We start from the raw sequence: 25,906 nt of genomic DNA, 5'->3' as shown, positions 1-25,906 counted from the left end.
TTGGCTTAGCGCCGCTCGCGCCACCACAGCGCGAGCATCGCTGCAGTAAAGAGCGCGGCGAACGGCCAGGCCGGCACGGGATTTGATCCCGGCGCCGGCGCAACCGGGGTCCGCGCCGCATAAAGCGCAGTGGCATCGCGCCGCTGCGCTTTTTGCCACATCGGCCAGTCCTCCTTCGCGTAAACGTACACCGCATGCCGCGCCGGCTTCGCGCCCTGCGCTTCCACCTTCAGCCATCCCGCTTCCTTCGGCCACACCGCCACGCACGAGGCATCCGCCCGGTCGGACCGGCGCTGCCATGCAAGCGTTTGCTTCAACGCCGGGAAGGCCGCGTCACCGCGCACGCCCTGCGCGCACACCTCGAGCCGCTGGCCGGCGAGCGGCATTTCCTCCGGCTCGACCCAGTGCACGTCCTCCGGCCGCTGTACGCCGGCCTTGTCGAGTATCCGCTGCCACCACATTCCAAGCGCGCGCGGCTCGCTGATCGCGTAGCGGTGCCATTCGGCCACGCCCAGCCAGACGATGCGACCCTTCTGCCAGTGCCTGGCCCAGACCATGTCGTCCACCGGCGCCCACGCGCCGGCCACGGGATGGAACGGCGCCGCCGGCATCGCCAGCGGGCCCCCCGTGGTCTTCTCTGGAGCCGCGCGCAGGTTCAACTGCAACGTGCGCGCCCACAGCGCCGGGTCGGCGGCGTTCGCGGCCAGGATGATCAGCGGAGTCCCGCCGGCCACGTGTTCCAGCAGGGCGTTGCGCACCGCCGCCGGCTGACGTTCGAAATAGGCGGCGTCGACCACCAGCAGCCTGGGATCCGGCATCGCTTCGCGCGTGGTTTCGCTGCGGGTGACGGTCTTGCCAAGCGTAACCTGCCAGTCCACCACCGCGTTGCTGTTGGTCAGGAGGTCGTTGAGGATGCGTGCGTCGAATGACGGCGCGCCGAAGCGGCCCCGCACCTGCAGCGGCACGGTCTCGTTCACCGAAAACGGTACCGGGCCCTGGGCGATGACTTTTCCGGTTTTGTCCAGCAGCCGCGCCTTGAGCACCAGCGCTTCGACCACGGGCGGAAGCCATTGCACCGTGAGCTCCGTGCCGGCGCCGCTCGATTCGGCGATCACCTGGTCGTTTTCGGCCAGCAGCTGCAGGCGCGCCGGGCCGGCGCCCGTATGCCGGACGGTCAGCGTAAAGGTGCGCCCAAGCGACAGCTGGCGCGGGAAATCGAGCCGCAGCGTTTCCGTCGCCGGCGCGGTCCATTCGACCGGGCGTGCCGGCAGGTCCTGCCATTGCGCCGTCCGCAGGCCATCGCCCTCGATCTTGACCCGGCCCGTGTGTTCAATCGTTGCAGGAGCGACACCGTCGCGAATCCCCACCGTCGCCGCTTCGCCGACAGGCAGCGAGAATTGGCCGAGCATGCCCGCCAGCGCGCCGGCGGCGATCAGCACCAGAAGCGCGTCGATCCACTTTTTCCTCACGAGGTAGGCAGCAGCACTGACCGCCCCGATAGCGAGAACAATTGCGAAAGCGCTCATGGCCTGGCTCCACTGCGCCATGCGCGTGTAAATGGTGTTTCAGCCACCGGTTGCGCCTGCAGCACGACCGGGGCTTCGGTGATCGCGCCGCGCAGCCATGCGCGCAGCACCGGGCGGCACTTCACGCAGCCGTCGGCCACGTCCTGCACCGCGCGCTGCGCCGCCAGCCGCTGGTCGTCGCTGGCGATGCGCGCGCGGATCCAGTCCTGCGCGTCGCGGCTCCACAGTGCAGGAAGCGCACCGTCGCCGGACAGCGCTTGCAGCAGCTCGCGCACTTCCATCGGAATCGCTTCGGCGGCGTCGCCCTGTCCGCGGCGGTAGCTCTTCGACCCCAGCACGTCGCCGGTCAGCCGCGTCTCTTCCTTGATCGCCGGCGGCGCGAAAGCGGTCTTGTGCAGGTAGATGCGGTCGGCCTGCTGCAGCTCCTTGATCGCCTCGAGCGCCTTGTATTCCGGTGGCAGCGCGGGCTTGGGCGTGATGTTGCGCAACGCCTTCTCCGCGTCCCACATCGCGCTCAGCGCGCGCCGCAGCACTTTCTTGGTCTCTTCATCGAACAGCGTGGCGTTTTCGGACTCGTCGTGCATGTGGCCGAACTGCGCGATCATGCCCTGCTGCCCGCCGCCTTCCGCCTCGTGGTCGTCGTCGCCGCCGAACAGGCTAGACTCCTCGCCGAGGAACTGGCCGTAGCGGCGCCGCAGCATGGCCTGGTCGCCCGCGATCTTCTGGCTGCGGTCCTGCAAGGTCGCCGCCGGCATGCGCGGATTGGCTTTCAGGTCGGCCACCAGCTGCTCGGTGTCGATGATAATCTGGCGCTGGCTGCGCAGGTTCTCGGGCTTCACCAGGGTCGGCAGCGCGGAGGTTTCGTCGCCTTCCGCGACCGGGCCGGGCAGGCGCAAGGTGTAGGTCGGCGATTGCGACTGGTGCGGACGGCCGGCATTGTCGGCCACGCGTACGAAGAAGTACAGCTCGTCGCCCGGCTCCATGCCAAGGTCGGCCAGCGACCAGTCCTTCGACCAGTTGCGCACCTTGGCGTTCGACGATCCGGGCAGCGGTACTTCGCGGTCGCTGAAGCGCACGTTCTCGCCGCTGCCGCGCGCCAGTGTCAGGTGCATGGTTGCGCGGGTGACGGCGTAGTCGTCGCTTACTTCCACCGCGATCCGCGCGCTCTTCGCGTCGGTGGCCAGCACGTGGACCATTTCCTTCGGCGCAGAGACGACGATACGCGGTGCGGTGTCGGGGACGACCTTCAGGTTGTAGCGCGTACCGCGCCAGCGCCAGAACACCGATTCTGTCGCCGTCCAGCTGGCGCAGCCGGCGCCGGGCTTGAAGACCTGGCCGTCGGAAAGTTCAATTTTCTCCGCCTCGCCCCCACCTTGCATGAGGCACCATTCGACCACGGTACTTTCGGGCACCTGGAGGTCGCGGGGAGCTGACTGCGACGGCGCCACCGCTGTGTACTTCGGCGGAGTGAGCTTTACATTCATTTCGCTTTTTTCTGCCGCCGTCCCGCGAAGCGCGGCAGCCGCTGTCGGCGCTTTGCCGTCCGCGCTTGCATGTTGCCATGTCCACAGCGCCAGCGCGGCAGTGCAGCTCAGCGCCAGCCAGTGTGCGCCGAAGCGCACTTTGGCACGCGCGACGCCGCGCATTTCTTCCTTGCCGAGGGCATCGGATATCCGCGCCAGCAATCGCCTCTGCTGCAGCTGCGCGACCGGCGTTTCCGCGCGGACCAGCAAGGCGCTGCTGTCCTCCAGCGCGGGCACCGCGTCATCGATCCAGTGCGTCCAGTTGTCCAGCACGCGCCGGCGCAGGCGCCAGAAGTCCCACGCGGCCCATGCGGCCCACGCCAGCACGCCGGGAACCGAGGCGAGCACGATCCACGGCAGCAGCGTGGCTACCCAGAGCGGCGCACGGCGCATTGCCGCCGCGCGCACCAGCCGTTGGACGATGTCAGCGTCGGCGTGCATGGGCGAGTATCCGTTCAAGCGCAAACAGCGCGGTCAATGCCATGGCCAGGATGCCGCGCAGCGCGCCGCTGCCCGGGGCCACCGGCGCGGCGGGATTGGCAGCCAGCACCTGTGCCGATGCGGTGTAGGCGACAGGCGAGTAGTGCAGGCGCTGCCAGGTTTCGAACAGCGCGCGCGCCGCATTAGCGTCCTTCGGCGGCCACGCGCCTGAGGCCCAGAGCCTGCCGCGGCTGCTATCCGTGTAGCGCAAGCCGTCCACCTGCTTCGCGGCCTTCAGTTCTGGAAACGCACTTGCATCGCCCACCCACCACAGCGGCGCGCGCAAGCTGGCTGGCGGGGCCTGCGGCAGGTCCCATACGACCAGCTCCGGTTTGCCTTCCGTGGTTTCGGCGACAAGGTAGCGCTGCGGGCCGCTGGTCGCGGCGAACAGCGCGCGCCACTCGGCGGCGCGCTTGCTGACGATCGCCACGCGGTGTTCGCTTCTCGCAGGAGCAGGTGTTTTCGTGCGCAGTTCGACGCGGTGGCGGAACTGCGGCTGGGCGGCGTACATCGGCACCGCACCCAGCACCAGCAGGCGCGCTTCCGGCAGCCATTCGCCCTCATGCGCACGCAGCCATTGCAAGGGGTCGCCTGCCACGTCGATCCGCGCCGCGTCCTGGTAGCCGGCGGCAGCCACCTGCTGCTGCGCCCACTTCGCGTCGGTACCCGGCGCCACCAGCACGCTGTCGCCGCGCCACGGCACCACCGGATCGGCCAGCCACGCCACCGCACACGCCAGCAGCAGGCAGCGCACCAGCAGCAGGATGCGGTCGACCCAGCTCCACACGCGCTGCTGCTGGGGATCGGTGCGCGGCAGGAAGCGTGCGGTCGCCAGCGGCAGCGCAGTCACGCGTTCGCGCTTCTGGCGGTGCCACCAGATGGGCAATGCCAGCACTGCCAGCGCCAGCCACCATAAGTTCGTCATGCGCGCCCCGCCTGCCGCAGCCAGCCGCGCAGCACTGTCGACACCGGATCCTCGATGTTTGCCGTCGCCGCCCGGATGTCATGTTTGCGCCACTGCCCGTTCACTTCGGCGAAATGGGCCTCGCGCTGGCGCCGGTACTCCGCCTGCGCATCGGGGCCGAAGCGGTATACGCCATCGCCATGTTCGGGATCGCGGTAGGCCTTGTTGGCCACGAAGCTGCCTTCCGCTTCCGCCTGCGTCTGCAGGCACAGCGCCCGCACGTCGTGCTGCATGTGGCGCAGGCGCAGGAGCGCATCGGTCATTGGCGACGGATAGTCGAGGAAATCGCCGACCGCGAATACGAGGCTGGGCGAGCGCGCGAAATGCAGGCTGGCGCGCAGCGTTTCCGGTGCGGGAAGCTGGCCGGTGGCTTCCGCCTTCGACAGCGCGGCCAGCACGCGGTGCATCTGGCGCGGACCGCGCGCGGCCGGCGTGAACTGCACGCGGTCGCCGGACAGGATCACCAGCCCGAAGGCATCGCCCTGGCGCTGCGCCACTGCCGCGATGCAGGCCAGCAGGGTGCGCGCGTACCACAGCTTGTCCACGCTGGGGATGGTGCGGCTCGGTTCCGCCATGCTGGCGGTGGCGTCCAGCCACAGCCAGATGGCGACGTGGCTGTCGCGCTCCGCCTCGCGCACATAGTAGCGGTCGGCCCGTGCCAGCAGCTTCCAGTCGACACGGCGCCACTCGTCCCCGGGCGCGTAGGCCCGGTACTCCGAAAATTCGACCCCCGCCCCGCGCTCGCGGCCGGCATGGATGCCGTGGCCGAGTCCCGCGAGGACGTAGCGGATGATCAGGTCGAGGTCGTTGGTTTGCGCAAGCAGCGCAGGCGTGGCAAGCATTTAAGGCTCAGTCGACCTTGATCTCGTTGCGCAGCGCCAGCAGGATGTCGGCGATCGCCACGCCGTCCGCTTCCGCTTCGAAATTGCGCAGCACGCGGTGCGCCAGCACCGGCAGCAGCATCTCGCCGATGTCCTCGCGCGTGACCGCCAGGCGCCCGTGCATCAGCGCGCGCGCCTTCGACGCCAGCACCAGCGCCTGGCCGGCGCGCGGGCCCGCGCCCCAGCCGACGTGCTTGACGATGCTCGCGACCTTGCTGTCCTGCGGGCGGGTGGCACGGACCAGGCGTGTGGCGTAGCGCAGCAGGTGGTCGCCGATTTCGATGTCGCGCACCAGCAGCTGCAGGCGCAGCAGCGCCTGCACGTCCATCGCCGGCGTCGCGTCGCTCAGCCCCGCGTGGGTGGTGCGCGACACCATGGTCATTTCTTCGTCTTCGGTCGGGTAGCCGACGTCGATGCGCAGCAGGAAGCGGTCGAGCTGCGCTTCCGGCAGCGGGTAGGTGCCGGCCTGCTCGATCGGATTCTGGGTCGCCAGCACGAAGAAGGGCTGCGGCAGCCTGTGGGTCTGGCCCGCGAAGGTGACGGAACGCTCCTGCATCGCTTCCAGCAGTGCCGATTGCGTCTTCGGCGGGGCACGGTTGATCTCGTCGGCCAGCAGCACCTGGGTGAACACCGGGCCCTTCTGGAAGCGGAACACGCGCTGGTGGGTCGAGGTGTCTTCCTCGAGGATCTCGGTGCCGACGATATCGGACGGCATCAGGTCGGGCGTGAACTGCACGCGGCGGAACTGCATGTCGGTGGCCTGGGAGAGCGACTTGACCAGCAGCGTCTTGCCCAGCCCCGGCACGCCTTCGACCAGCGCGTGGCCGCCGGCCAGCAGGCAGATGATCAGCGATTCGATCACGTTGTCCTGGCCGATGATCACGCGCGACATGCTTGCCTTCAGCGCCTTGATACGGGCGGTGAGGTCGGCCACTTCGACCTCGCTCCATGCTATTGGATCACGTTCCGACACTTTCAAGCTCCCAATGCGTATTGAATGATATTGACTGCAAAGCGCGTGTTGTCCACTGCCAGCCAGCGTTTGTTGCGGAAGTCGTAGTCCCACTCGCAACCGTAGTCCTTGTTCGAGTACAGCACCCGCACGCGGCCGTTGAACTCGATCGCTTTCAGGTAATCGTGCACCAGGTCGTCGCCCCAGCCGTTCAGCTCCACGCCGGTGTTGGGCGGGCCGTCGAACTCGAAGAAGCTCGAATAGATCCGGTGGTTGTTCGGGATCTTGTGCAGCGCCTTGGGCCCGAACATCTTCGCCAGTTCCGCTTCGAACGACTTCGCGAACAGCCCGTCGACGTCATGGTTGCAGTCGTCGACGAACACGAAGCCGCCACCTCGCACATAGCGCTCGAAGTTCCTTCGCTCGGCCGGCGTGAACTGCACCAGCTTGTGGCCCGCCAGGTAGCAGAACGGCGCCTCCAGCATCTTCGGGTCGGACAGCGCGACCACGCGCTCCACCGGGTCGACCCGCAAGGTGGTGTACTCCACCAGCGAGTTGAGCACGTTGCTGGGCATGCGGATGTCCACGTCCCAGTCGCCCGAGTCGTACATCAGGCGCGTGAAGTAGAAATCGTAGGTCGCCATCCCTGCCCTGCTTACACAGCGTCCGACAGCGACGTGAAGTTGAAGTCGCGGATCTTCATCGCCGGGATCACCATCTGGAACCGGCCGTCGCCGCCAAGCACCGTCGGCTTGCCCAGTTCATCGAGGTTGTTCAGCATGGAGACCGGGCTTTCGTTGAAGCGGAAGTTCTTCACCGGATGCTTGATCTTGCCGTTCTCGACGTAGAAGGTGCCGTCGCGCGTCAGCCCCGTCAGCAGCAGCGACTGCGGGTCGACCGAGCGGATGTACCAGGTGCGCGTGACCACGATGCCCTTCTTGGTGGACGCGATCATCTCTTCCAGCGACTTGTCGCCGCCAGCCATGATGATGTTGCCGAAGCGCCCGCGCGCCTGCGCGTTCTGCTTCTGCGCCCAGTAGCGCGAATATTCCAGGGTCGCGATGCGGCCGTCCTTGATGATGTCGGTACGCTCGCGCGGCAGCATCGAGTCGTTGTCCCACGGGCGCACCGGCACATCCTTGTCCCACGGGTCGGACCAGACGTTGACGCGCTCGTCGAACAGCTTTTCGCCGAGGCGGTTGCCGCCGCCTTTCTTCGACAGGAAGCTGCGGCCCTCGTCGGCCTGGCGCGCGTCGAAGGCGCTGAACATGCGGGCCAGCAGGTCGGAGGTGGCGGCCGGCTCGAGGATGACGGTGTAGCGGCCCGGCTCCAGCGCCTTGGCGTCGACCGAGCGCATGGCCTTCTCGATCGCCACTTCCGACGCTTCGCGCGCGTCGAAACGGCGCGCGTCGTTGACGCCGCGCGTGACCCAGCCCGAACCGCGGCCGTCTTCCGTGCGCGCGGTGCAGGTGAAACTCAGGTTGGTGAATTGCTGGTGGCCGAACACGCCGTTCGAATTGGCGATGGTTTCAAACCCGGTGGTGTCGAGGAAGAAGCCCGCCGTCACCAGCTTGTTCTTGCGCGCCGACAGGATGCTGTGCGACGCCACTTCGGCGCGGTAGTCCGGGTCGATCGCCGCGGTCGCCGGGCTGAAGGTGTTCGACGCCTTGAACTCCTGCTTGCCGACGGCCGGCATGAACTCCGGGTTCTCAGGCGCCAGCCGCGCCACGTCTTCCGCGCGGCGCACCGCCTTTTCCAGCGACTTGTCGTCGAACTCGTTGATGGTGGCGGTCCCCTGGCGCTTGCCGAAGGCGACGCTGACCGTCAGCTCGGTGTTCTCCACCAGGCCCGCGGTGGACACGCTGTTGCGCGCATAGCGGATATTGCCGGTGCGGCTGCCGCTGATCTGCACGCGGCATTCGTCGGCTTTCGAAAAACCGATCACGCGGTCGCAGATGCGCTTGGCCTCTTCCTGGTTCAGCTGTTTCATGCGTGCCTTCCTCAGCCGATCTTGCGTGCGGTGTTGATGACGTTGATGCCGTTGAAGCGCGTCGTCGACGAGCCGTGCGACACCGCGCTGACCTGGCTGGGCTGGCCTTTGCCGTCGAAGAAGGAGCCTCCCATGCGCCAGTCGCGCTCATCGCAGATGGCCGAGCAGGCGTTCCAGAATTCCTGGGTGTTCGACTGGTAGGCCACGTCTTCGACCATGCCGGCGATCTTGCCGTCCTTGATCTCGTAGTACAGCTGGCCGCCGAACTGGAAGTTGTAGCGCTGCTGGTCGATCGAGTAGGAACCGCGTCCGAGGATGTAGATGCCCTTCTTGATGTCCTTGACCATTTCGTCCGGCGTCAGGCGTTCCTTGCCCGGCGCCAGCGAGATGTTCGGCATGCGCTGGAACTGCACGCTGTCCCAGCTGTCGGCGTACGAGCAGCCATGCGATTCCTTCTCTCCGATGATGTGGGCCTGGTCGCGCGTGGCCTGGTAGTTGACCAGGATGCCGTCCTTGATGATGTCCCAGCGTTTCGAGGGCACGCCCTCGTCGTCGTAGCCGACCGCGCCGAGCGAACCCGGAGTGATCTTGTCGGCGAAGAAGTTGACGCGGTCGGAGCCGAACTTGAATTTCTTGGTCTCCCACTTGTCGAGGGTGACGAAGCTGGTGCCGGCATAATTGGCCTCGTAGCCCAGCACGCGGTCGAGTTCCGTCGGGTGCCCGACCGATTCGTGGATGGTCAGGAACAGGTGGTCGGGGCTCAGCACCAGGTCGTACTTGCCCGGCTCGATGGTCCTGGCGGTCAGCTTCTGGCGCGCGTGGCGGCCGGCCAGGCGCGCGTCTTCGACGATGTCGTAGGACTTCGTGTACAGCGTGGTGACGCCGCCCGCGGCCTTCACCTTGTCTTCCTTGCGCGCGTCGAAGTATTCGTAGCCCATGCCGACCGGCGCGGCCAGGCTGTCGCGGGTGCGGAACTTGTTGGTCGCCTTGTCGACTGCGGTGGCGGTGAACGGCGCCCACAGGCGATGCACGTCCTGGTCGATGTACGAACCGTCGGTCGATGCGAAGTACTTCTGCTGGTTGACCTGGAACAGGGTCGAGGTCATGAAGCTGGCGCCCGCTTCCAGGCCGGCCCTGTTGGCGGCGATCAGCATGTCCGCCTTTTCCTTGATCGGGACGGTGCGCCAGTCGTTCTTGTACGGCGTAGCCCAGCTTACCTCGCCCACGCCCTTGACCGGCGCCAGCTGCACCGGCTCGCTCTGCAGCTTCGAGTTGGCGCGCGCGATGGCGACCGCCTGGCGCGCGGCATTGGCCACGCTGTCCGGCGACATGTCGTTGGTGGCGGCGAAGCCGTAGGCGCCGTTGGCGATGACGCGGATGCCCACGCCCGACGACTCGGTGTTCACGATGTTTTCGACATTGGTGTCGCGCGTGGTGATGAACTGGTTCAGGTAGCGGCCGATGCGCACGTCGCAATAGGTGGCGCCGGCCTTGGTGGCGGCATTCATCGCGGCGTCGGCCAGCGACTTCTTGAATGCGGTCGCCATGGGGTTCATCAGTTCTTCGGCGGCGATGGCGTTGCCGAACACGGGAATAAGCATGGCGCCGGCGGCGCCGCTGCCGATTTTAAGGAAGGTACGTCGTTCCACAATCTACTCCAGAATCGTTCGGGCCGGGTAGCACCGGGGCGCGTAGCCCGGGGGGCGTAGCCGGCCCGCCTTGCAAACCCGCGCCGAGGCGCGGGCACTGTTTTGCTTACACTGCGTCCGACAGCGACGTGAAGTTGAAGTCGCGGACCTTCATCGGAGGAATCGCCATCGCGTACGGCGCTTCGTCGCCGCCGATGATCTGCGGCTTGCCGATTTCCTCGATGTTGTTCAGCATCGTCACCGGGCTTTCGTTGAAGCGGAAGTTCTTGATCGGATGCTTGATCTTGCCGTTCTCGATGTAGAAGGTGCCGTCGCGGGTCAGGCCGGTCAACAGCACCGACTGCGGGTCCACCATGCGGATGTACCAGGTGCGGGTGACCAGGATGCCCTTCTTGGTGCTGGCGATCAGGTCGGCAGTCGACTTGTCGGTGCCGGCCATGATCAGGTTGCCCGGCGCGCCGACAGGGCGCACGCCCTTCTTCTTGGCCCAGAACAGCGAATAGTCCAGCGCCGAAACGCGGCCGTCCTTGATCAGCGCCATGCGTTCGCGCGGCAGCATGGTCTGCACGTCCCACGGCAGCACGGCCACGTCAGGGTTCCACGGGTCGGCCCATATGTTGACCTTTTCGTCGAACAGCTTCTCGCCCAGGCGCGTGCCGCCGCCCTTCTTGGACAGGAAGCTGCGGCCTTCGTCGGCGCGGCGCGCGTCGAAGCCGTTCATCATGAAGCCGATCAGGTCGGACGTCGCGGCAGGCTCCAGGATGACGGTGTAGCGGCCCGGCTCGAGCGCCTTGGCGTCCACCGAACGCAGCGCCTTCTCGATCGCCACGTCGGACGCTTCGCGCGCGTCGAAGCGCGACACGTCGTTGGCCGAACGCTTGACCCAACCCGAACCTCGGCCGTCTTCGGTACGCACGGTGCAGGTGAAGTCGATGTTGGTGTCGAGCTGGTGGCCGAACACGCCGTTCGAGTTGGCGATGGCCTGGAACGCGGTGCGGTCGGTAAAGAAGCCGGCCGCGATCAGCTTGTTCTTGCGGCTCGCTTCAATGCTGTAGGCCGCGGTCTGGGCGCGGAATTCGGGGTCGATCGCGGCGGTCTTCGCACTGAAGGTCGGCGACTCCTTGAACACCTGCTTCGACACGGCCGGCATGAATTCCGGATTCTCCGGCGCCAGGCGGGCCAGGTCTTCGGCGCGGCGCACGACTTTTTCCAGCGACTTGTCGTCGAACTCGTTGATGGTCGCGGTACCTTGCTTCTTGCCGAAGGAGACCTGCACGGCCAGCTGGGTGTCTTCCACCAGGCCTGCGGTGGACACGTTGTTGCGGGCATAGCGGATATTGCCGGCGCGGCTGCCGGTCAGCGTCACGCTGCATTCGTCGGCCTTGGACAGCGACATCACCTTGTCGCAGATACGCTTGGTTTCTTCAGCACTCAAAATTTTCATGATTCAGTCCTTGCCTTAGCCGATCTTGCGAGCGGTGTTGATAACGTTGATCCCGTTGAAGCGCGTTGTGCTGGAACCGTGCGACACGGTGCTCACCTGGCCTGGCTGGCCCTTGCCGTCGAAGAAGGAGCCGCCCATGCGCCAGTCGCTTTCGTCGCAGATCGCCGAGCACGCGTTCCAGAATTCCTGGGTATTCGACTGGTAGGCTACGTCTTCGATCTGCGCGCCGATCTTGCCGTTATTGATCTCGTAGAACAGCTGGCCGCCGAACTGGAAGTTGTAGCGCTGCTGGTCGATCGAGAACGAGCCGTCGCCGACGATGTAGATGCCCTTCTTGACGTCCTTGATCATCTCGTCCGGGGTCAGCTTCTTCTTGCCTGCCTCGAGCGAGATGTTCGGCATGCGCTGGAACTGCACGCTGCTCCAGCTGTCCGCGTACGAGCAGCCGTGGGATTCTTTTTCGCCGATGATGTGGGCTTGGTCGCGGGTGGCCTGGTAGTTGACCAGGATGCCGTCCCTGATGATGTCCCAGCGCTTGGTTTGCACGCCTTCGTCGTCGTAGCCGACCGCGCCCAGCGAACCCGGGGTGGTCTTGTCGGCGACGATGTTGACGCGCTCGGCGCCGTACTTGAATTTCCTGGTTTCCCACTTGTCCAGCGTGGCGAAGCTGGTGCCGGCGTAGTTGGCTTCGAAGCCCAGCACGCGGTCAAGTTCCGTCGGGTGGCCGACGGATTCGTGGATGGTCAGCCACATGTGTTCCGGCGAGAGCACCAGGTCGTATTTACCCGGCACGACCGACTTGGCGGTCAGCTTCTCTTTCGCCTGGCGCCCGCATGCGCGCGCATCTTCGATCAGGTCATACGAATTCTTGTACAGGGTGCAGACGCCGCCGGCGGCCTTGACCTTGTCTTCCTTGCGTGCGTCGAGGTATTCGTAGCCCATGCCGACCGGCGACGACAGGCCCTGGCGCGAGCGGAACTTGTTGGTGGCCTTGTCGACGGCGGTGGCGAACACCGGCATCCACATGCGGTGCACGTCCTGGTCGATGTAGGAGCCGTCGGTCGACGCGAAGTACTTCTGCTGGTTGACCTGGAACATCAGCGACTGCATGAAGCTCGCGCCGCCGTCCAGGCCCGCCTTGTTGGCGGCGATCAGCAGCTCGGCTTTTTCCTTGATCGGGACGGCGCGCCAGTCCTTCTTGATCGGCGTGGCCCACTTCACTTCGCCGACGCCCTTGACCTCCGCGAGGCGCACAGGTTCGGTCTGCATTTTGGAGTTGGCCTTGGCGATGGCGACCGCCTGGCGGGCCGCGGCGGCGACCGCGTCGGGCGACATGTCGCTGGTGGCGGCGAAGCCGTAGGCGCCGTTGGCGATCACGCGGATGCCGACGCCGGCCGATTCGGTATTGGTGACGTTTTCGACGTTCAGGTCGCGCGTCGTGATGAACTGGTTCAGGTAGCGGCCGATGCGCACGTCGCAGTAGCTTGCACCGGCCTGGGTGGCGGCGTTAAGGGCCGTGTCGGCCAGCGTCTTCTTGAATCTTTCTGCGAGGGGGCTGAGAAGTTCGTCAGCGGCGACAGCGTTCCCGAAAACCGGCACGAGCATCGTGCCGAGGGCTAATCCACTGATGTTGAGAAAAGCACGTCGTTCCATAGTATCTCCTAGTACTTACGGGGGCAGCGGCTCACCGTACATACAGCGGCCGCTCTTGTTTTATGCACATCCAGGACAACACGAAAACCATTTATACGTTATTGAAAACTGCACGAAACCATAACAGCAAAATCGGGAGTTGAATACGCAAAGTTTGTGCCACTTCCTAAGTTATTGATTTCTTAAATGACGCCCGTCCGCAGCGGGTGTCCGGGGTGTCCGGCAGGCTGTCCGCAGGCGAACGCGGACAGTATGTACATGCATATGCACATGGGAAGTATTTACACAGGCGTGCATATGCGATAAGGCTTGACCATGTGTCAAGCTTGCCCGATCATCCCCGGTGCATTCCAACCACTTGGGGAGACATACAGACATGAAGAAAATGATCCTGGCCGCGCTGCTGGCCGCATCCGCCGCCGCGGGCACGGCGCACGCCGACGACGCGCTGAAGGCCACCATCGCGGGCAAGCACCGTTCGTCCGCCAACGTTGCACGCGACCCCGCACGCCACCCGTACGAGACCCTGACCTTCTTCGGCATCCGCCCCGACATGACGGTGGTCGAGCTGTCGCCCGGCGGCGGCTGGTACACCGAGATCCTGGCGCCCTACCTGCGCGACAAGGGCAAGCTGATCGGCGCCGGCGAAGCGCCGGATTCGCCGAACGCGGGTGCGCGCCGCTACGCCGAAAACTTCGGCAAGAAGCTGGCGTCCGACGCTGCCGTGTTCGACAAGGTGCAGCGCAGCGTGTTCGAGCCGCCGCGCGCCTACGCCATCGCCGCGCCGAACAGCGTCGACATGGTGCTCACTTTCCGCAACCTGCACAACTGGACCAGCGCCGGCGACGACAAGGTCAAGGAAGTATTCGTCAAGGTGCATGAGGTGCTGAAGCCCGGCGGCGTGTTCGGCTTTGTCGACCACCGCCTGCCGGAGTCGCGCAAGATGAGCAACAACGGCTACGTGCACGAGTCATACGTGATCAGGATGGCGGAAAGCGCGGGCTTCAAGCTGGCCGGCAAATCCGAAGTCAACGCCAACCCGAAGGACACCGCCGATTACGACAAGGGGGTGTGGGCGCTGCCGCCAACCTACGCCAACAAGGATGTCGACCGCGCCAAGTATGCGGCGATCGGCGAAAGCGACCGCATGACCCTCAAGTTCGTCAAGAAGTAAAACCTGCAGCACGGCGGACGGGATCCTTTTGGATTCGTCCGCCTATGACTGAAGCCCATTCGCCGGGTTAGAATCGCTGCCAATGGCCCGCATCCGCGGGTGTCACCATAAAAAGACTTCACATGACGATCGCCCGCATCCTTGCAGCCGCCTTGCTGGCCGCTGCCAGTTTCACCGCATTCGCCCAGGCTTCCGCGGCTCCGGCGCCAACCACGGCCCCTGCCGCAGCCATTCCGGCCAAGCTCGACAACTCGGTGGTCAAGGTGTTCTCGACCTTGCGCCGGCCCGACCTGTTCAAGCCGTGGACCAAGGCGGCGCCGAACGATGTAACCGGATCGGGTGTCGTCATCGAGGGCAAGCGCATCCTGACCAATGCCCACGTGGTGGGCTACGCCAGCCGCGTGCAGATCCAGGCCAGCCAGTCGGGCGACAAGTACAACGCCAGCGTGGTCGCGATCGGGCGCGGCATCGACCTGGCCGTGCTGAAGCTGGACGACGAGTCCTTCTTCGACACCCATGCGCCGGTGGAGCGCGCCAGCGTGCTGCCGGACGTGCGCGAACCGGTGTTCGCCTACGGCTATCCGACCGGCGGCAATTCGCTGTCGATCACCAAGGGCATCGTCTCGCGCATCGAGTTCGTCAACTACAGCCCCTACACCTCCGGACTGCGCATCCAGATCGACGCAGCCATCAACCCGGGCAACAGCGGCGGTCCCGCGATCTCGGAAGACAAGATGATCGGGCTGGCTTTCGCCACCGCCACCAACGCCCAGAACATGGGCTACATCATCCCCAGCGAAGAAATCGAGATCTTCCTGCGCGACGTCGCCGACGGCCGCTACGACGGCAAGCCTTCGATGCTCGACTTCGTCCAGACGATGGAGAACCCGGTGCTGCGCCGCTACCTGAAGGCCGACAAATCGGTCGAAGGCGCTGTGGTGCACCGCCCGCACAGCGGCAGCCCCCTGAAGGAATGGGACATCGTCACCCGCATCGGCGATTGGCCGATCGACAACCAGGCCATGGTCAAGCTCGGGACCAACCTGCGCGTGCGCTTCCAGTACCGCGTGCAGCAGTTGGCAAAGGATGGCAAGGTGCCGCTGACGATCATCCGCGACGGCAAGCAGATGCAGGTGCAGCTGCCGGTGAACGGCGAGCGCAAGATGCTGATCCAGGACCTCGAAGGCGCGTACCCGTCGTACTTCATCTACGGCCCGCTGGTGTTCGCGCGCGCCACCTCGGAGTTCGTCAACGTGCTCGGATCGAATGCGGCGGGCGTGAACGCCCTCGCCTTCATCGGCAACCCGCTGATCACCCGCCGCGGCGACGAGCCCGATGCGGCGCGCGAGGAACTGGTGGTGGTCAGCTCGCCGTTCTTCCCGCACCAGATCAGCACCGGGTACAACAACCGCTTCGCGTCGGTGATCCTGTCCGTGAACAAGGTGCCGGTGCGCAGCCTTGGCCACCTGGTGCAGGTCTTGCGCGACCTCAAGGATGAGCTGGTCGTGATCCACTTCGACCAGCGCGCGGGCGAAACGATCGTTCTCCCGCGCAAAGAAATGCTGGAAGCGACCGAAACCGTGCTGAACGACAACGGCATCCGCACACAGGGTAGCGCCGACATGATGGAGATCTGGAACGGCAAGGGTCCCGCACCGGCGAAACGATAACACGCCGTTTCCTCCCCCTGACATCGCACGCCGCCTGCCCGATCCGGCGCCGCTGCACGACACCCTGCTGTCCCATGTAAGCTGCATCGAAGCCGGCGCGCGGCGTGACGTGACGTGCAAGATGTTCATGGCGGACCGGTGCTGCGTGGCGCCGCCGTGATGCATCCTCAGTATGGGTTACCGTGGGGCCGCCGAGGTTTTCACGGGAACGACGGCGGTAGCTGTATCGCTATCAGCAGCACGTCGTTCCCGCGCCCGCCTCGGCGGCCCCGCGGTAACCCATGCTGAGTTTGCGAATACCGCCGGTTGAGTCTTACTCCGACTTTTCCTTTTTCTTCGTCACCGGCGTAAACGCCAGGTCCTGGAAGTCGTAGCTGAAGTCCGTCTGCGACGACACAGGCGCCATCTTCATGCGCTCGATGCTGCCGTCCGGGTTCAGCGCGAAGCTCACGTAGGCGTCGGCGTTGAAGTTGCGCTCTTTCCAGCGCACGATGAAGGTATCGTGCTGGAAGTGCTCCAGTTCCCCGGTCAGGTCCGGCGTCTTCGCAAAGCTCATGACGCGCTTCTTCCCCACCGGCTTGATGGTCACCAGGCCGTACCACGGGTCCTGGTAGTCGCCATCGTACGACTCCAGTGGCAGCGAAGGCTTCGACTTGCCCGCGCGCGTGGCGCTGGCCTTCTTCTGCGCGGCCAGGTCCTTCTCGGTCGCTTCCTTTTCCAGCTCGCCGATGACCTTGATCCAGTCGGTCGGCGCCACGCCGAGGTACTGGTCCAGCAGGCGGTACTGCAGTGCCGACAGCGCGCCGCCGCTTTCCGCGTTGGTCAGGATGGCGATGCCGAGCCTTTCCTCCGGCACCAGCAGCACGCGCGAGTAGAAGCCCTGCAGCGCGCCGCCGTGCATGGCCAGCATGCGGCCCTTGTAGTCGCGCAGCTGGAAGCCCAGGCCGTAGGCAAAGAAGTTAGGCTTGGAGGCAGCCAGCGGAGGCTTGGGCTGGGTGATCTTCATCGGCGTCTGCGCGGTCCACATCTCGCGGCTCTGCGCTTCGCTGAACAGGCGAATCTCCTTGCCTGCCGCGTCCGTGCCGGCGCCCGGCAGCTTGCCGCCGTCGAGCAGCACGTTCATCCAGCGCGCGAGGTCCTCTGCGTTGGTGTTGATGCCCACCGCGCCCACCGCGTTCGGCACCGGCAGCGCCCTCACCGGTGCGGCCTTGCCGTTGATCTTGCTGTGCGCGTTCGAGACGTTGGCATTGCCCGCATTTTCAGCCAGGCTGGTGGTCGTCATGTTCATGCCGACCGGCTTCAGGATGCGCTCGCGCACCGCGTCGCCCCAAGGCTTGCCGGCTTTCTGCGCGATGATCTTGCCGGCGACGATGTACAGCAGGTTGTCGTAGGCGTAGCTGTTCCGGAAGCTGGTCGCAGGCTTGATGTAGCGGAGCTTCTCGATGATTTCGTCGGTCGTGAAATTCGTGGTCGGCCACCACAGCAGGTCGCCCGCGCCGAGGCCAAGGCCGCTGCGGTGGACCAGCAGGTCGCGCACCGTCATCTCGGCGGTCACATACGCGTCGTACATGCGGAAGTCCGGCAGGTGCTTGATGACCGGGTCGTCCCAGGCCAGCTTGCCCTCGTCGACCAGCATCGCCAGCGCGGCGGCGGTGAAGGCCTTCGAATTCGATGCGATTTCGAAGATGGTCTGGCCGTCCACCGGGGCCGATTCGCCCAGCTTGCGCACGCCGAAGCCCTGGGTGGCGATTACCTTGCCGTCCTTGACGATGGCGATGGCGATACCCGGCACGTCGAAGGTGGCGATGGTGCGGTTGACGTCGGCGGCCAGGTCCCAGGCTTGCGCCTGGGCCAGTGCCGGCGCGGGCGCAAGAGCAGCCGGGGCTTGGGCGATCGCCGCGGTGGCGCCGAATGCGAACAGGATGGCTGCCGCAATTTTGTTCATAGTCTTCACTGTCTTCTTCCTTTATTTGCGGGCCATCTGCTTGTCGACGCTCTTCTGCGTGGCCGGGTGATAACGCTCGCGTGCCTTGCTGTACACGGCTTCGGCCCAGGTCTTGTCCTGCGGGTTCTTGCGCAGCCCGGTGTACAGCGGCACCACGAACTTCTGGCGGCCCACGCTCATGAGGAAGGCCTGGAGCGGCTGGCGGATGTCGCGGTAGCCGGCGTTGATGGCGGCGCGGTAGAAGCGGAATGCCACTTCATTGTTGGTGGTGCGGCCGAGGGCGAAGGCCTGGTCAAGCTCCTTCAGCTGTGCGGCAGTGGCCTTCTGGTCGATATCGTTCAGGAACTTCATCCACTCGTTGGCGGTCCATTGTTTCGTATCGAGCTGCGATGTCTTGAGGTCGCCCTTCAGCCATGCGTCGCGCGCCGTGTTCAGGGCGGCCAGGCGCTGCGAGCTAGCGCGTACCGCGCTGGCCGGGATGCCGGCGCCGTACAGCCATTCCTCGAGCTCCGCCTCGGTCAGCACATTCGGGTGCTTCTCCAGCAGATTCTTGCGCAGGTAGCGTACAAACCGCTCGGTCGTTACGCTCTGGAAGGCGTGCTGGTCGAACCAGCCGCGCAGGAATGGATCGAACACTTCGCGGCCGGCGCGCTGCTCCAGCGTGCGCAGGAACCAGGCGCCTTTCGCATACGCCAGCACGTCATCGGTGTAGTGCTCCGACGAGCTGTCCGCATCCTTGGTGATCAATGCCTGCTTGGCTGGTGCAATGCTCGCCAGCGACGACAGCGCCTCTTCCTGCTCCAGCTGCAGGTTCATGTTGGCGACTTCTTCGCCGTAGATTTTTTCAAGGATGCGGGTGGTGACGTAGTTGGTGAAGCCCTCGTTCAGCCACCAGTGCTTGAACGACGCGTTGGTCACCAGGTTGCCCGACCAGCTGTGCGCCAATTCGTGCGCGATCAGGTCGACCAGGCTGCGGTCGCCCGCGATCATGGTCGGAGTCAGGAAGGTCAGGCGCGGGTTTTCCATGCCGCCGATCGGGAACGACGGCGGCAGCACCAGCATGTCGTAACGCCCCCAGCGGTACGGGCCGTACAGCGACTCGGCGGCGGCGACCATTTTCTCGGTGTCGGCCAGTTCCCATGCGGCGGCGTCGATGCGCTTCGGCTCGGCGTAGACGCCAGTGCGCGGGCCAAGCTCGCGCGCCTCGATCTCGCCGATGGCGATCGCCAGCAGGTAGGACGGAATCGGTTGCGGCATGTTGAAGCGCCAGCCGCCCTTTCCGGTCGCCTTCATGTCGTTATCCGCGCTCATGACCACGCGCAGGCCTTGCGGCGCCTGGATGCGGGCGCTGTAGGTGAAGCGCACCGCAGGCGTGTCCTGCAGCGGCACCCACGAACGCGCTTCGATGTTCTGCGACTGGCTGAACATGAACGGGCGCTTGCCGGACATGGTCTGCACCGGCGCGAGCCACTGCAGCGCGGTAGCGGTAGGCGTGGTGCGGTAGTGGATGCGGACCTTCTGCGGCTGCGACGACAGCTTGACGTGCATCGCCTGGCCTTTTTCGGCATCGCGCTTGTCGAGCGTGAAAGGCACGGCCTTCCACTGGCCGGCGGCATCCTGCGCCTCGACCTTCGAGATCGACAGGTCGCGCGTATCCAGGTCGAGCATGCGGGCCGACTTGTCCAGCCAGTTCAGCGAGAGTTCGGCAAAGCCCGACAGCGTCTTCTTGGAGAAGTCGGCTTTCAGGTCCATGTGCACGGCGCTGGTCTTGACCTGATCGTAGCGCGCGTAACTGAGCGGGTCCAGCGCCAGCGCGAGGGTGCTGCACTGGGCGAGGATGGCGACGGCGGCCGCACGCAGGAGATTCAGTTTGGTCATTGGACTTTCCGGGTATATGTATGCGGAAGCGGCTCGCTTCCGGGCGCGTGCAGAATATCACTTCCGCTATCGCAGCGAAAGCAGGACGGCCGCGGCGGGCAGCCAGTATTTACCGGGGTTCCTGCTATGATTGACAGGTTTAGCACCTGCCAATTACACATGGAAGCAATCCTCATCTCCACCGGTATCGTCGCCCTCGCGGAAATCGGCGACAAGACCCAGCTGCTCGCATTCCTGCTCGCCGCAAAATTCCGCCGCCCGGTGCCTATCGTCCTCGGTATCCTGGTGGCCACGCTGGCGAACCACGCGTTCGCAGCGGCGGTGGGCGCATGGATCAACACCATGCTCGGGCCGGAGGTGATGCGCTGGGTGCTGGGCGTGTCCTTCCTCGGCATGGCAGCGTGGACGCTCATTCCCGACCAGATCGACGAAGACGGAGCGGGGATCGGCAAGTACGGCGTGTTCTTGACTACGGTGATTGCCTTCTTCCTCGCCGAGATGGGCGACAAGACGCAGATCGCCACGGTGGCGCTGGCCGCGCGCTACGACGCGATGCTCGACGTCGTCATCGGCACCACGCTCGGCATGATGGTCGCCAACGTGCCCGCCGTGTACTTTGGCGAACGCGCCGCGAGCCGGCTGTCGCTCAAGCTGGTCCATGGCCTCGCCGCCGCGCTGTTCGCCGCGCTCGGCATCGCCACCCTCCTCGGCGCCGGCTCGCGCTTCGGCTTCTGAAAAAGGTCTGTCCCCGATGTTATTCCTGGGTGACCCAGATCGGGGCTGACCACAGGATCTTGCCGTCGTCCTGCGTGATTTTGGCGTAGTAGAAGTGCTCGCCGCGCGCGGGGACGATCTCCGCTTCGGCGGTGGCGGCAACTTCGCTGACGCTGCCTTTTCGGCCCGGGACGCCTTCGACGATCGATACCGCCGCCACCGTGCGCCCTTCCGAGTTCGCGTAGGTGGCGGCCAGCCGCAACACCCCGCTGTTGGCGATGCGCGCGCCCATCACGTGGCCGTTCGCGGTCAGCACCAGCTGCGAGTTCTTGTCCATCGTGGCAAACACACGCCGCGCCTTCACCGCTTCGACAAAGCTTTCCTGCGTCAGCGAGACGCCGTTTGGTATCAGCACGCCGGTGCGGTTGGTGAACGAGGCCCCCCAGTTGGCGCAGTGGTTGTCCTGGTTGCTGCTGAAGGCGACATGAAAACCGGCTTCTAGCGCCTTGTTGCAGGCCATTTCGAAATTGCTGCGGCGTGTCTCGGTTTCGGTGGTGTTGGCCGAGAACGCGGAGGTGTTGAGCACTTCGCATAGCGCCATCGCTTCGTCGCCATCTTCCGTGTATCCGAGCGCGACGCCGTTGACGTTGAACTGGCCATTGACGGCGGGATGGTTGAACTGGCCCAGCCAGCCGCGCTGGCGCATCAGCGCATACAGCCCGGCGTAGTCGCCCTTGGCGGTGAACGTGTCGCCGATCAGCCGGCCGTCCGCGTCGCTCTCCCAAGCCAGCAGCTCGGGGGCGTTGAGGATGTTCACGTGGCCGCCGTTGTTGATGACGCCCCATTCCATGCCGTATAGCGCCAGGAAGCCGGGGTTGGCCGCGCTGAAGTCGCCCGCCGCCGCAAGGCCGGCCTGGTACAGCGCCTTCGCCGCGTCCGGACTGGCTTCCGGGTTTGGGCCCTCCGATCCGTCATACATGTGGTTGTGCTCCGACGCCATCAGGATGTCGAGACCGCGTTCGCGTGCGAACGCATACGCCTGGCGCGGGCCATGTGCCCCGCCTTGCGGCGCCTGCGCGCCCTTGCAGGCGGACAGGTCGCCGCCGCCGTCGCTGTGGCTGGTCTGGCTGTGCAGGTTGGCGTAGTAGACAGTGAACGGCAGCGAGCCCGTCGCAGGCGCGGCCACCGCTGTCGGTCGCAGCGCTTTGGTCGATGCCATCGCTGCGAACTCCGGCATGCGCGGCGCGCCTGCTTTGCCGATGACGATGTCCCAAGACTGTTCGATCACGTCGCCGTCCGCACTGCTTAGTGCGCGATCGATGGCGCCCTCGGTCACGGGCGCCCTGCCACCCCGCGCGACTGCCTGCAGGCGCACGCGGTAGGCGCCGTCAGCAATGGCGCGGCCGGAATCGGCGTCGCTCCATTTCAGCCTCACGTCCTTTGCCCCGCCGTCCAGTTGCGTGGCGCCGCGCCAGCGTTTTAACACCTGGCCGGACTTCGCCAGCAGGTCGAGCCGCCAGCCTACGCCGTGGTTTCGTTGCGCGAACGGATAGTCGAACGTGAGCGTGAAGGTGCGTGCGAAACGGGAGCCGGGGTCGGCCTGGTATGGCGCGTGGAGCGTCGCTTCGAATTCGCGGTGGTCGGCCACCGAGGCCAGCGTGGGACTTGCAGCGAATGCGACGCAGCATGCGGCCGCGACGAGCGTCCGGCGCAGCGGTGAAGCGGCGTGGATCGAGCGCATGATGTTCCCCGGCTAGTTGTTGCGTTAATTGCAATTTTCGCAACAAGCTGCACGGGGACCATGACCCCGACAATTGAATCGGGCCAGCCAATTAGTGTCTAATTGATAAAAGTTAAGGATGGGAAAGGACGGCTTTCCCATCGCCAACGACCGGGGAAATCAGGCTGCGTCGCGTCCTGTTCCCATAGCGGCTTCAGCCAGCGCGAGGCCGCCGTCGAGGTGCCATGCGTTGCGGTAGCCGGCGCGCGCCAGGCACTGCGCGGCGCGCAGGCTGCGGGTGCCGAGGCGGCAGCAGAATACCAGCGGACGCTGGCCGCCGCGCATCCACTGCGGCAGTTCGGCAGCGAGACGCGAAAGCGGAACGCTGATTGCCGCGCGGCCGCCGAGCACCGGTGCGCCGGCGGCATGTTCCCACGGCTCGCGCACGTCGATCACCAGGGCGTCGGGATGCGCGTGCAGGAAGTCTTCCAGCCCTTCGGGCGCCAGCTCCAGCGCGCGGCAGTCGCCGGCGTCATTCGCGCCCGCGGTAGTGCACATGACGCCGGCGGCGTCGCTGGTCGGGCACAAGATGGTGTCGCGATTGAGCAGCGCGGTCATGTGCTGCACCGCTTCGTGCAGCATGTCGGATGGCGCGGCGCCGGTAAAGGCGTAGCGGACGTCGTCCGCCCACAAGCGGCCACTTGTTCCTTCGCCCAGCAGATAGGCCTGGCCGGTGGCAGCGCCGCTTGACGCAGGCACGCGCGCCAGCACCTGCCGGCCGAACGCGATCGCATCCGCGCGCGTTCCGTCGTCCAGGCTAATGGAATCGCTGGCAGCGGGCCAGCCGAAAGCGTCACCGCTTTCGGCGAAGTCGACTTGCGATGCAAGCAGCGACGCCAGCGCGGCGCGCACGGAGGCGCCTGGTTCGCCCGCGCTGGTGCCGATAATGCCGCGCACGCGGAAGTCGCGCGACCGGATTATCGAGGAGATGCGTTCGGCAAGCGGCGCCACAGGATCGATGACGACGCAGCTGCCGCTGGCGGCATCCAGCGCCAGCCAGGTGTTGGCGCCGTCCAGGCCGAAACGGATCAGGTCATGGCGGCTGCCTTGTCCCAGCGATGCCGGAGCCAGACCGCCGGTGCGGATGGCCTGGCCGCAGCGGGCGATGCGCTCGCAGGCCGAATCGATGAAGGCTTCGTCCACCGCCGGCCCGAACGACATGCGCACGGCAGAAGCGCAGCGCCACTCGTTGAGCTGCATCGCTTCCAGCACATAGCTCGGCGCCGCCTTGGCGGCCGAACAGGCCGACCCCGCGCTGACGCGCACGCCCGCCGCCTCGAACACGTCGAGCAGGTCGCGTCCGGACAGGCCCGGCACCGAGAAGTTGATGGTGGTCGGCAGCGATGCGTGCAGCGGCGTGTTGAACACGATGCCGGGCAGCGCTTCGCGCAGGCTTGCCACCAGGCGCTCACGGAAGGCGTGCAGGCGCGCGTGCGGCGCGAAGGTGTCGCCTTCTTCCAGCTCCGCCAAAACGGCGCCCAGCGCCGCGATGCCGGCCATGTTTTCGGTGCCTGAGCGCTGGCCGCCTTCCTGGCCGCCGCCGGCCATCAGCGCAGTGTACGGCGCGCCCTCGCGTACGTACAGCATGCCGATGCCCTTGGGCGCATACAGTTTGTGGCCGGAGAAAGGCGCGTAATCGATGCGGGTGTCGGCCAGCGCCAGCGGCAGCTTTCCAAGCGCCTGCACGCTGTCGACCATCCACAATGCCTTGCTGGCGGTCACGCGCAGCGCGGCGTCGATGGCTTCGAGGTCGCTGACCGCGCCGGTTTCGTTGTTGGCCGCCATGGTGCAGATCATCGCCGCGCGCGGCGCCAGCTGGCGCAGCACGTCGAGGCGGTGGCGCCCTTCGCCGTCGACCGGCAGCGCGCGCAGCGTGAGGCCGGTGCCGATCAGGCGGTTCCAGTGCGCCAGCGCCTCGGGCACGGCCTTGTGTTCCGTTTGCCCGTACAGCAGCAGGTCGCCCACGGTATCGCCGGCAGCCTGGCGCTCGCGCACCGCGCACAGTACCGACAGCACGGCGGTCTGGATGCCTTCGGTGGCGCCGCTGGTGAAGATCACGCTGCCCGATCCGGCGCCCAGCACGCGCCGCGCGCGTTCGCGTACGCCGTCCAGCAGCACCTTGGCGCGCAGGCCGGTTGCGTGGGTGCTGCTGGGGTTGCCGTAGCAGCCGGCCATCGCGTTGGCTGCGGCGGCAATGGCGGAAGGGAGAACCGGCGAGGTGGCGTTGGCGTCGAGGTAGATGTCCTGGTTCATTGTCGTGCTGCGTGTAGCGGGTCGTGAAGTCGACCTATATGGTACGTAGCGAGGCTAGTAAAGGTGTGCCAAAATTTATGGTTTGCGGATAAAATAAGGAACAAATATTCTCCGAAGTGGCCAATTCAGACATGAACGATCTTGATAAATACGATTGCGCGATACTCGCCGCCCTCCAGTCCGACGGCACGCTGTCGATTGCGGCGCTGAGCGAAAAGGTGGGCCTGTCCAGCACCCCATGCTGGAAGCGCGTAAAGCGGCTGGAAGAGGAAGGCTATATCGAGAACCGCGTCACCCTCGTCAACCGCAAGAAGGTGGGACTGCCGGTGACGGTGTTCGTCAGCGTGCGCACCGGCGACCATGACGAGAAGTGGCTGAAGAACTTCGCGGCCGCGGTGACCGCACTGCCGGAAGTAATGGAGTTCCACCGCATGAGCGGCGACGTCGACTACCTGCTCAAGGTGGTCACCACCGACATCGACGGCTACGACCGTTTCTACAAAAAGCTGATCAAGGCGGCGCGCCTGTCCGGCGTGTCGTCGGCGTTCTCGATGGAACAGATCAAGTACAGCACGGCGCTGCCGCTGGAACTGGTATCGCACGGCCTGTAATCGTGACGTATGGCTATACAACTCCGGCCTGAATCGTGCGATGATTGCCGCTCGTTTAGTTCTGGAGGAGAGACACCGTATGCCGTCCCGTCAAAAAATGCTGCCGATCGCAGCGGCCATCATGCTGCTGGCGTCAAGCGCAGCCAGCGCGCAGGAAGTCGTCAAGATCGGCGTGAGCGGCCCGCTTTCGGGCGCCAACGCCTTTGCCGGCAAGGACAATGAAAACGGCGTGCGCCTCGCCATCGAGGAGCTGAACGCGAAGAAGATCAAGGTGGCCGGCAAGTCCGTCACCTTCGCACTGAGTTCGGAAGACGACCAGGGCGATCCGAAAGCCGGCGTGTCGGTCGCACAGAAGTTCGTCGACAGCGGCGTCAAGTTCGTGCTCGGCCCGTACAACTCGGGCGTGGCGATTCCAGCCTCGCGTATTTATAACGACGCGGGCATCCTGATGTCCACCGTCGGCACCAATCCGAAAGTCACCCAGTCGGGCTACAAGACCGTGTTCCGCATCGTCGCCAGCGACACCCAGCTGGGCGCGTCGATGGCCAACTACGCTGCGAAGCAGCTGAAACTGAAGAACGTCGGCGTCATCGACGACCGCACAGCATTCGGCCAGGGCGTCGCGATGGAATTCGCGAAACAGGCCAAGCGCGCGGGCATCAAGGTGGCAGGCCACGAGTTCACCAACGACAAGGCAAGCGACTTCGCCGCGATCCTCACCGCGCTGAAGGCGCGCAAGGTCGAGGCCATCTTCTTCGGCGGCTACGCGCCGCAAGGTGCGCCGATGGCGCGCCAGATGCGCGCGCTCGGACTGAACGT

General features: G+C 65.6%; 19 protein-coding genes. 5 read left to right on the top strand and 14 right to left on the bottom strand.

Features of this window, described 5'->3' with window-relative positions; all coding sequences use genetic code 11:
- Nucleotides 1-5: 5 nt before the first annotated feature.
- From D3872_RS03685 to D3872_RS03640, 10 genes are all read right to left on the bottom strand, one after another.
- The gene (locus D3872_RS03685; protein WP_119809535.1) at nucleotides 6-1,526 is read right to left on the bottom strand and encodes a hypothetical protein; all 1,521 of its coding nucleotides are present in this window, start codon (nucleotides 1,524-1,526) and stop codon (nucleotides 6-8) included.
- Nucleotides 1,523-3,490, bottom strand: a complete 1,968-nt coding sequence (locus tag D3872_RS03680) for a DUF4175 family protein (RefSeq protein WP_119809527.1) — start codon at nucleotides 3,488-3,490, stop codon at nucleotides 1,523-1,525. The genes D3872_RS03685 and D3872_RS03680 overlap by 4 nt, the downstream gene beginning before the upstream one ends.
- Complete coding sequence (locus D3872_RS03675; protein WP_119809526.1) at nucleotides 3,474-4,454, bottom strand: BatA domain-containing protein; 981 nt, start codon at nucleotides 4,452-4,454, stop codon at nucleotides 3,474-3,476. The genes D3872_RS03680 and D3872_RS03675 overlap by 17 nt, the downstream gene beginning before the upstream one ends.
- Nucleotides 4,451-5,335 carry a DUF58 domain-containing protein gene (locus tag D3872_RS03670; protein ID WP_119809525.1) on the bottom strand — a complete coding sequence of 295 codons (885 nt, stop codon included), beginning with the start codon at nucleotides 5,333-5,335 and terminating at the stop codon, nucleotides 4,451-4,453. The genes D3872_RS03675 and D3872_RS03670 overlap by 4 nt, the downstream gene beginning before the upstream one ends.
- Before the next feature lie 7 nt (nucleotides 5,336-5,342).
- Complete coding sequence (locus D3872_RS03665; protein ID WP_182915665.1) at nucleotides 5,343-6,347, bottom strand: AAA family ATPase; 1,005 nt, start codon at nucleotides 6,345-6,347, stop codon at nucleotides 5,343-5,345.
- A gap of 2 nt (nucleotides 6,348-6,349) precedes the next feature.
- Nucleotides 6,350-6,970, bottom strand: coding sequence for a DUF4159 domain-containing protein (locus tag D3872_RS03660; RefSeq protein ID WP_119809524.1), 621 nt, complete (start codon nucleotides 6,968-6,970; stop codon nucleotides 6,350-6,352).
- An 11-nt stretch (nucleotides 6,971-6,981) separates the two neighbouring features.
- Nucleotides 6,982-8,316: a TldD/PmbA family protein gene (locus tag D3872_RS03655; protein ID WP_119809523.1), complete on the bottom strand. Its 1,335-nt coding sequence runs from the start codon at nucleotides 8,314-8,316 to the stop codon at nucleotides 6,982-6,984.
- An 11-nt stretch (nucleotides 8,317-8,327) separates the two neighbouring features.
- Nucleotides 8,328-9,965, bottom strand: coding sequence for a TldD/PmbA family protein (locus D3872_RS03650; RefSeq protein ID WP_119809522.1), 1,638 nt, complete (start codon nucleotides 9,963-9,965; stop codon nucleotides 8,328-8,330).
- Between the two features lie 106 nt (nucleotides 9,966-10,071).
- The gene (locus D3872_RS03645; RefSeq protein ID WP_119809521.1) at nucleotides 10,072-11,409 is read right to left on the bottom strand and encodes a TldD/PmbA family protein; all 1,338 of its coding nucleotides are present in this window, start codon (nucleotides 11,407-11,409) and stop codon (nucleotides 10,072-10,074) included.
- Between the two features lie 15 nt (nucleotides 11,410-11,424).
- Nucleotides 11,425-13,062 carry a TldD/PmbA family protein gene (locus D3872_RS03640; protein ID WP_119809520.1) on the bottom strand — a complete coding sequence of 546 codons (1,638 nt, stop codon included), beginning with the start codon at nucleotides 13,060-13,062 and terminating at the stop codon, nucleotides 11,425-11,427.
- A 376-nt stretch (nucleotides 13,063-13,438) separates the two neighbouring features.
- Here D3872_RS03640 and D3872_RS03635 point away from each other — a divergent pair, with 376 nt between their 5' ends.
- Both D3872_RS03635 and D3872_RS03630 read left to right on the top strand, forming a co-directional pair.
- Nucleotides 13,439-14,236, top strand: coding sequence for a class I SAM-dependent methyltransferase (locus D3872_RS03635; RefSeq protein WP_119809519.1), 798 nt, complete (start codon nucleotides 13,439-13,441; stop codon nucleotides 14,234-14,236).
- A gap of 122 nt (nucleotides 14,237-14,358) precedes the next feature.
- Nucleotides 14,359-15,906: a S1C family serine protease gene (locus D3872_RS03630; RefSeq protein WP_119809518.1), complete on the top strand. Its 1,548-nt coding sequence runs from the start codon at nucleotides 14,359-14,361 to the stop codon at nucleotides 15,904-15,906.
- 313 nt (nucleotides 15,907-16,219) lie between these two features.
- Here D3872_RS03630 and D3872_RS03625 read toward each other — a convergent pair whose 3' ends face one another.
- Both D3872_RS03625 and D3872_RS03620 read right to left on the bottom strand, forming a co-directional pair.
- On the bottom strand, nucleotides 16,220-17,851 hold the full coding sequence (locus D3872_RS03625) for a serine hydrolase (protein ID WP_119809517.1): 1,632 nt from the start codon (nucleotides 17,849-17,851) through the stop codon (nucleotides 16,220-16,222).
- A 21-nt stretch (nucleotides 17,852-17,872) separates the two neighbouring features.
- Nucleotides 17,873-19,729: a M1 family metallopeptidase gene (locus D3872_RS03620; RefSeq protein ID WP_119809516.1), complete on the bottom strand. Its 1,857-nt coding sequence runs from the start codon at nucleotides 19,727-19,729 to the stop codon at nucleotides 17,873-17,875.
- A gap of 159 nt (nucleotides 19,730-19,888) precedes the next feature.
- On the opposite strand from D3872_RS03620, the gene D3872_RS03615 reads away from it, so the two are divergent.
- Nucleotides 19,889-20,464 carry a TMEM165/GDT1 family protein gene (locus D3872_RS03615; protein WP_119809515.1) on the top strand — a complete coding sequence of 192 codons (576 nt, stop codon included), beginning with the start codon at nucleotides 19,889-19,891 and terminating at the stop codon, nucleotides 20,462-20,464.
- A gap of 19 nt (nucleotides 20,465-20,483) precedes the next feature.
- Here the strand turns inward: D3872_RS03615 and D3872_RS03610 are convergent, their stop codons facing one another.
- Together D3872_RS03610 and D3872_RS03605 are read right to left on the bottom strand one after the other, a co-directional pair.
- The gene (locus D3872_RS03610) at nucleotides 20,484-22,184 is read right to left on the bottom strand and encodes a CehA/McbA family metallohydrolase (RefSeq protein ID WP_119809514.1); all 1,701 of its coding nucleotides are present in this window, start codon (nucleotides 22,182-22,184) and stop codon (nucleotides 20,484-20,486) included.
- Nucleotides 22,185-22,343: 159 nt separating this feature from the next.
- Entirely contained in the window at nucleotides 22,344-24,476 is a 2,133-nt protein-coding gene (locus D3872_RS03605; protein WP_119809513.1) for an aminotransferase class V-fold PLP-dependent enzyme, read from the bottom strand.
- A gap of 131 nt (nucleotides 24,477-24,607) precedes the next feature.
- On the opposite strand from D3872_RS03605, the gene D3872_RS03600 reads away from it, so the two are divergent.
- Both D3872_RS03600 and D3872_RS03595 read left to right on the top strand, forming a co-directional pair.
- Nucleotides 24,608-25,087 (top strand): Lrp/AsnC family transcriptional regulator, encoded by a 480-nt coding sequence (locus D3872_RS03600; RefSeq protein ID WP_119809512.1) that lies wholly within the window; start codon nucleotides 24,608-24,610, stop codon nucleotides 25,085-25,087.
- 79 nt (nucleotides 25,088-25,166) lie between these two features.
- Nucleotides 25,167-25,906: branched-chain amino acid ABC transporter substrate-binding protein (locus D3872_RS03595; protein ID WP_147373783.1), on the top strand; the 740-nt coding region annotated here is incomplete at its 3' end.

The organism is Massilia cavernae, assembly GCF_003590855.1.
Classification (GTDB): Bacteria; Pseudomonadota; Gammaproteobacteria; order Burkholderiales; family Burkholderiaceae_D; genus Telluria_A; species Telluria_A cavernae.
The sequence above is the reverse complement of the archived record's forward strand: the minus strand, read 5'-3'. Positions and strand labels throughout refer to the sequence as shown.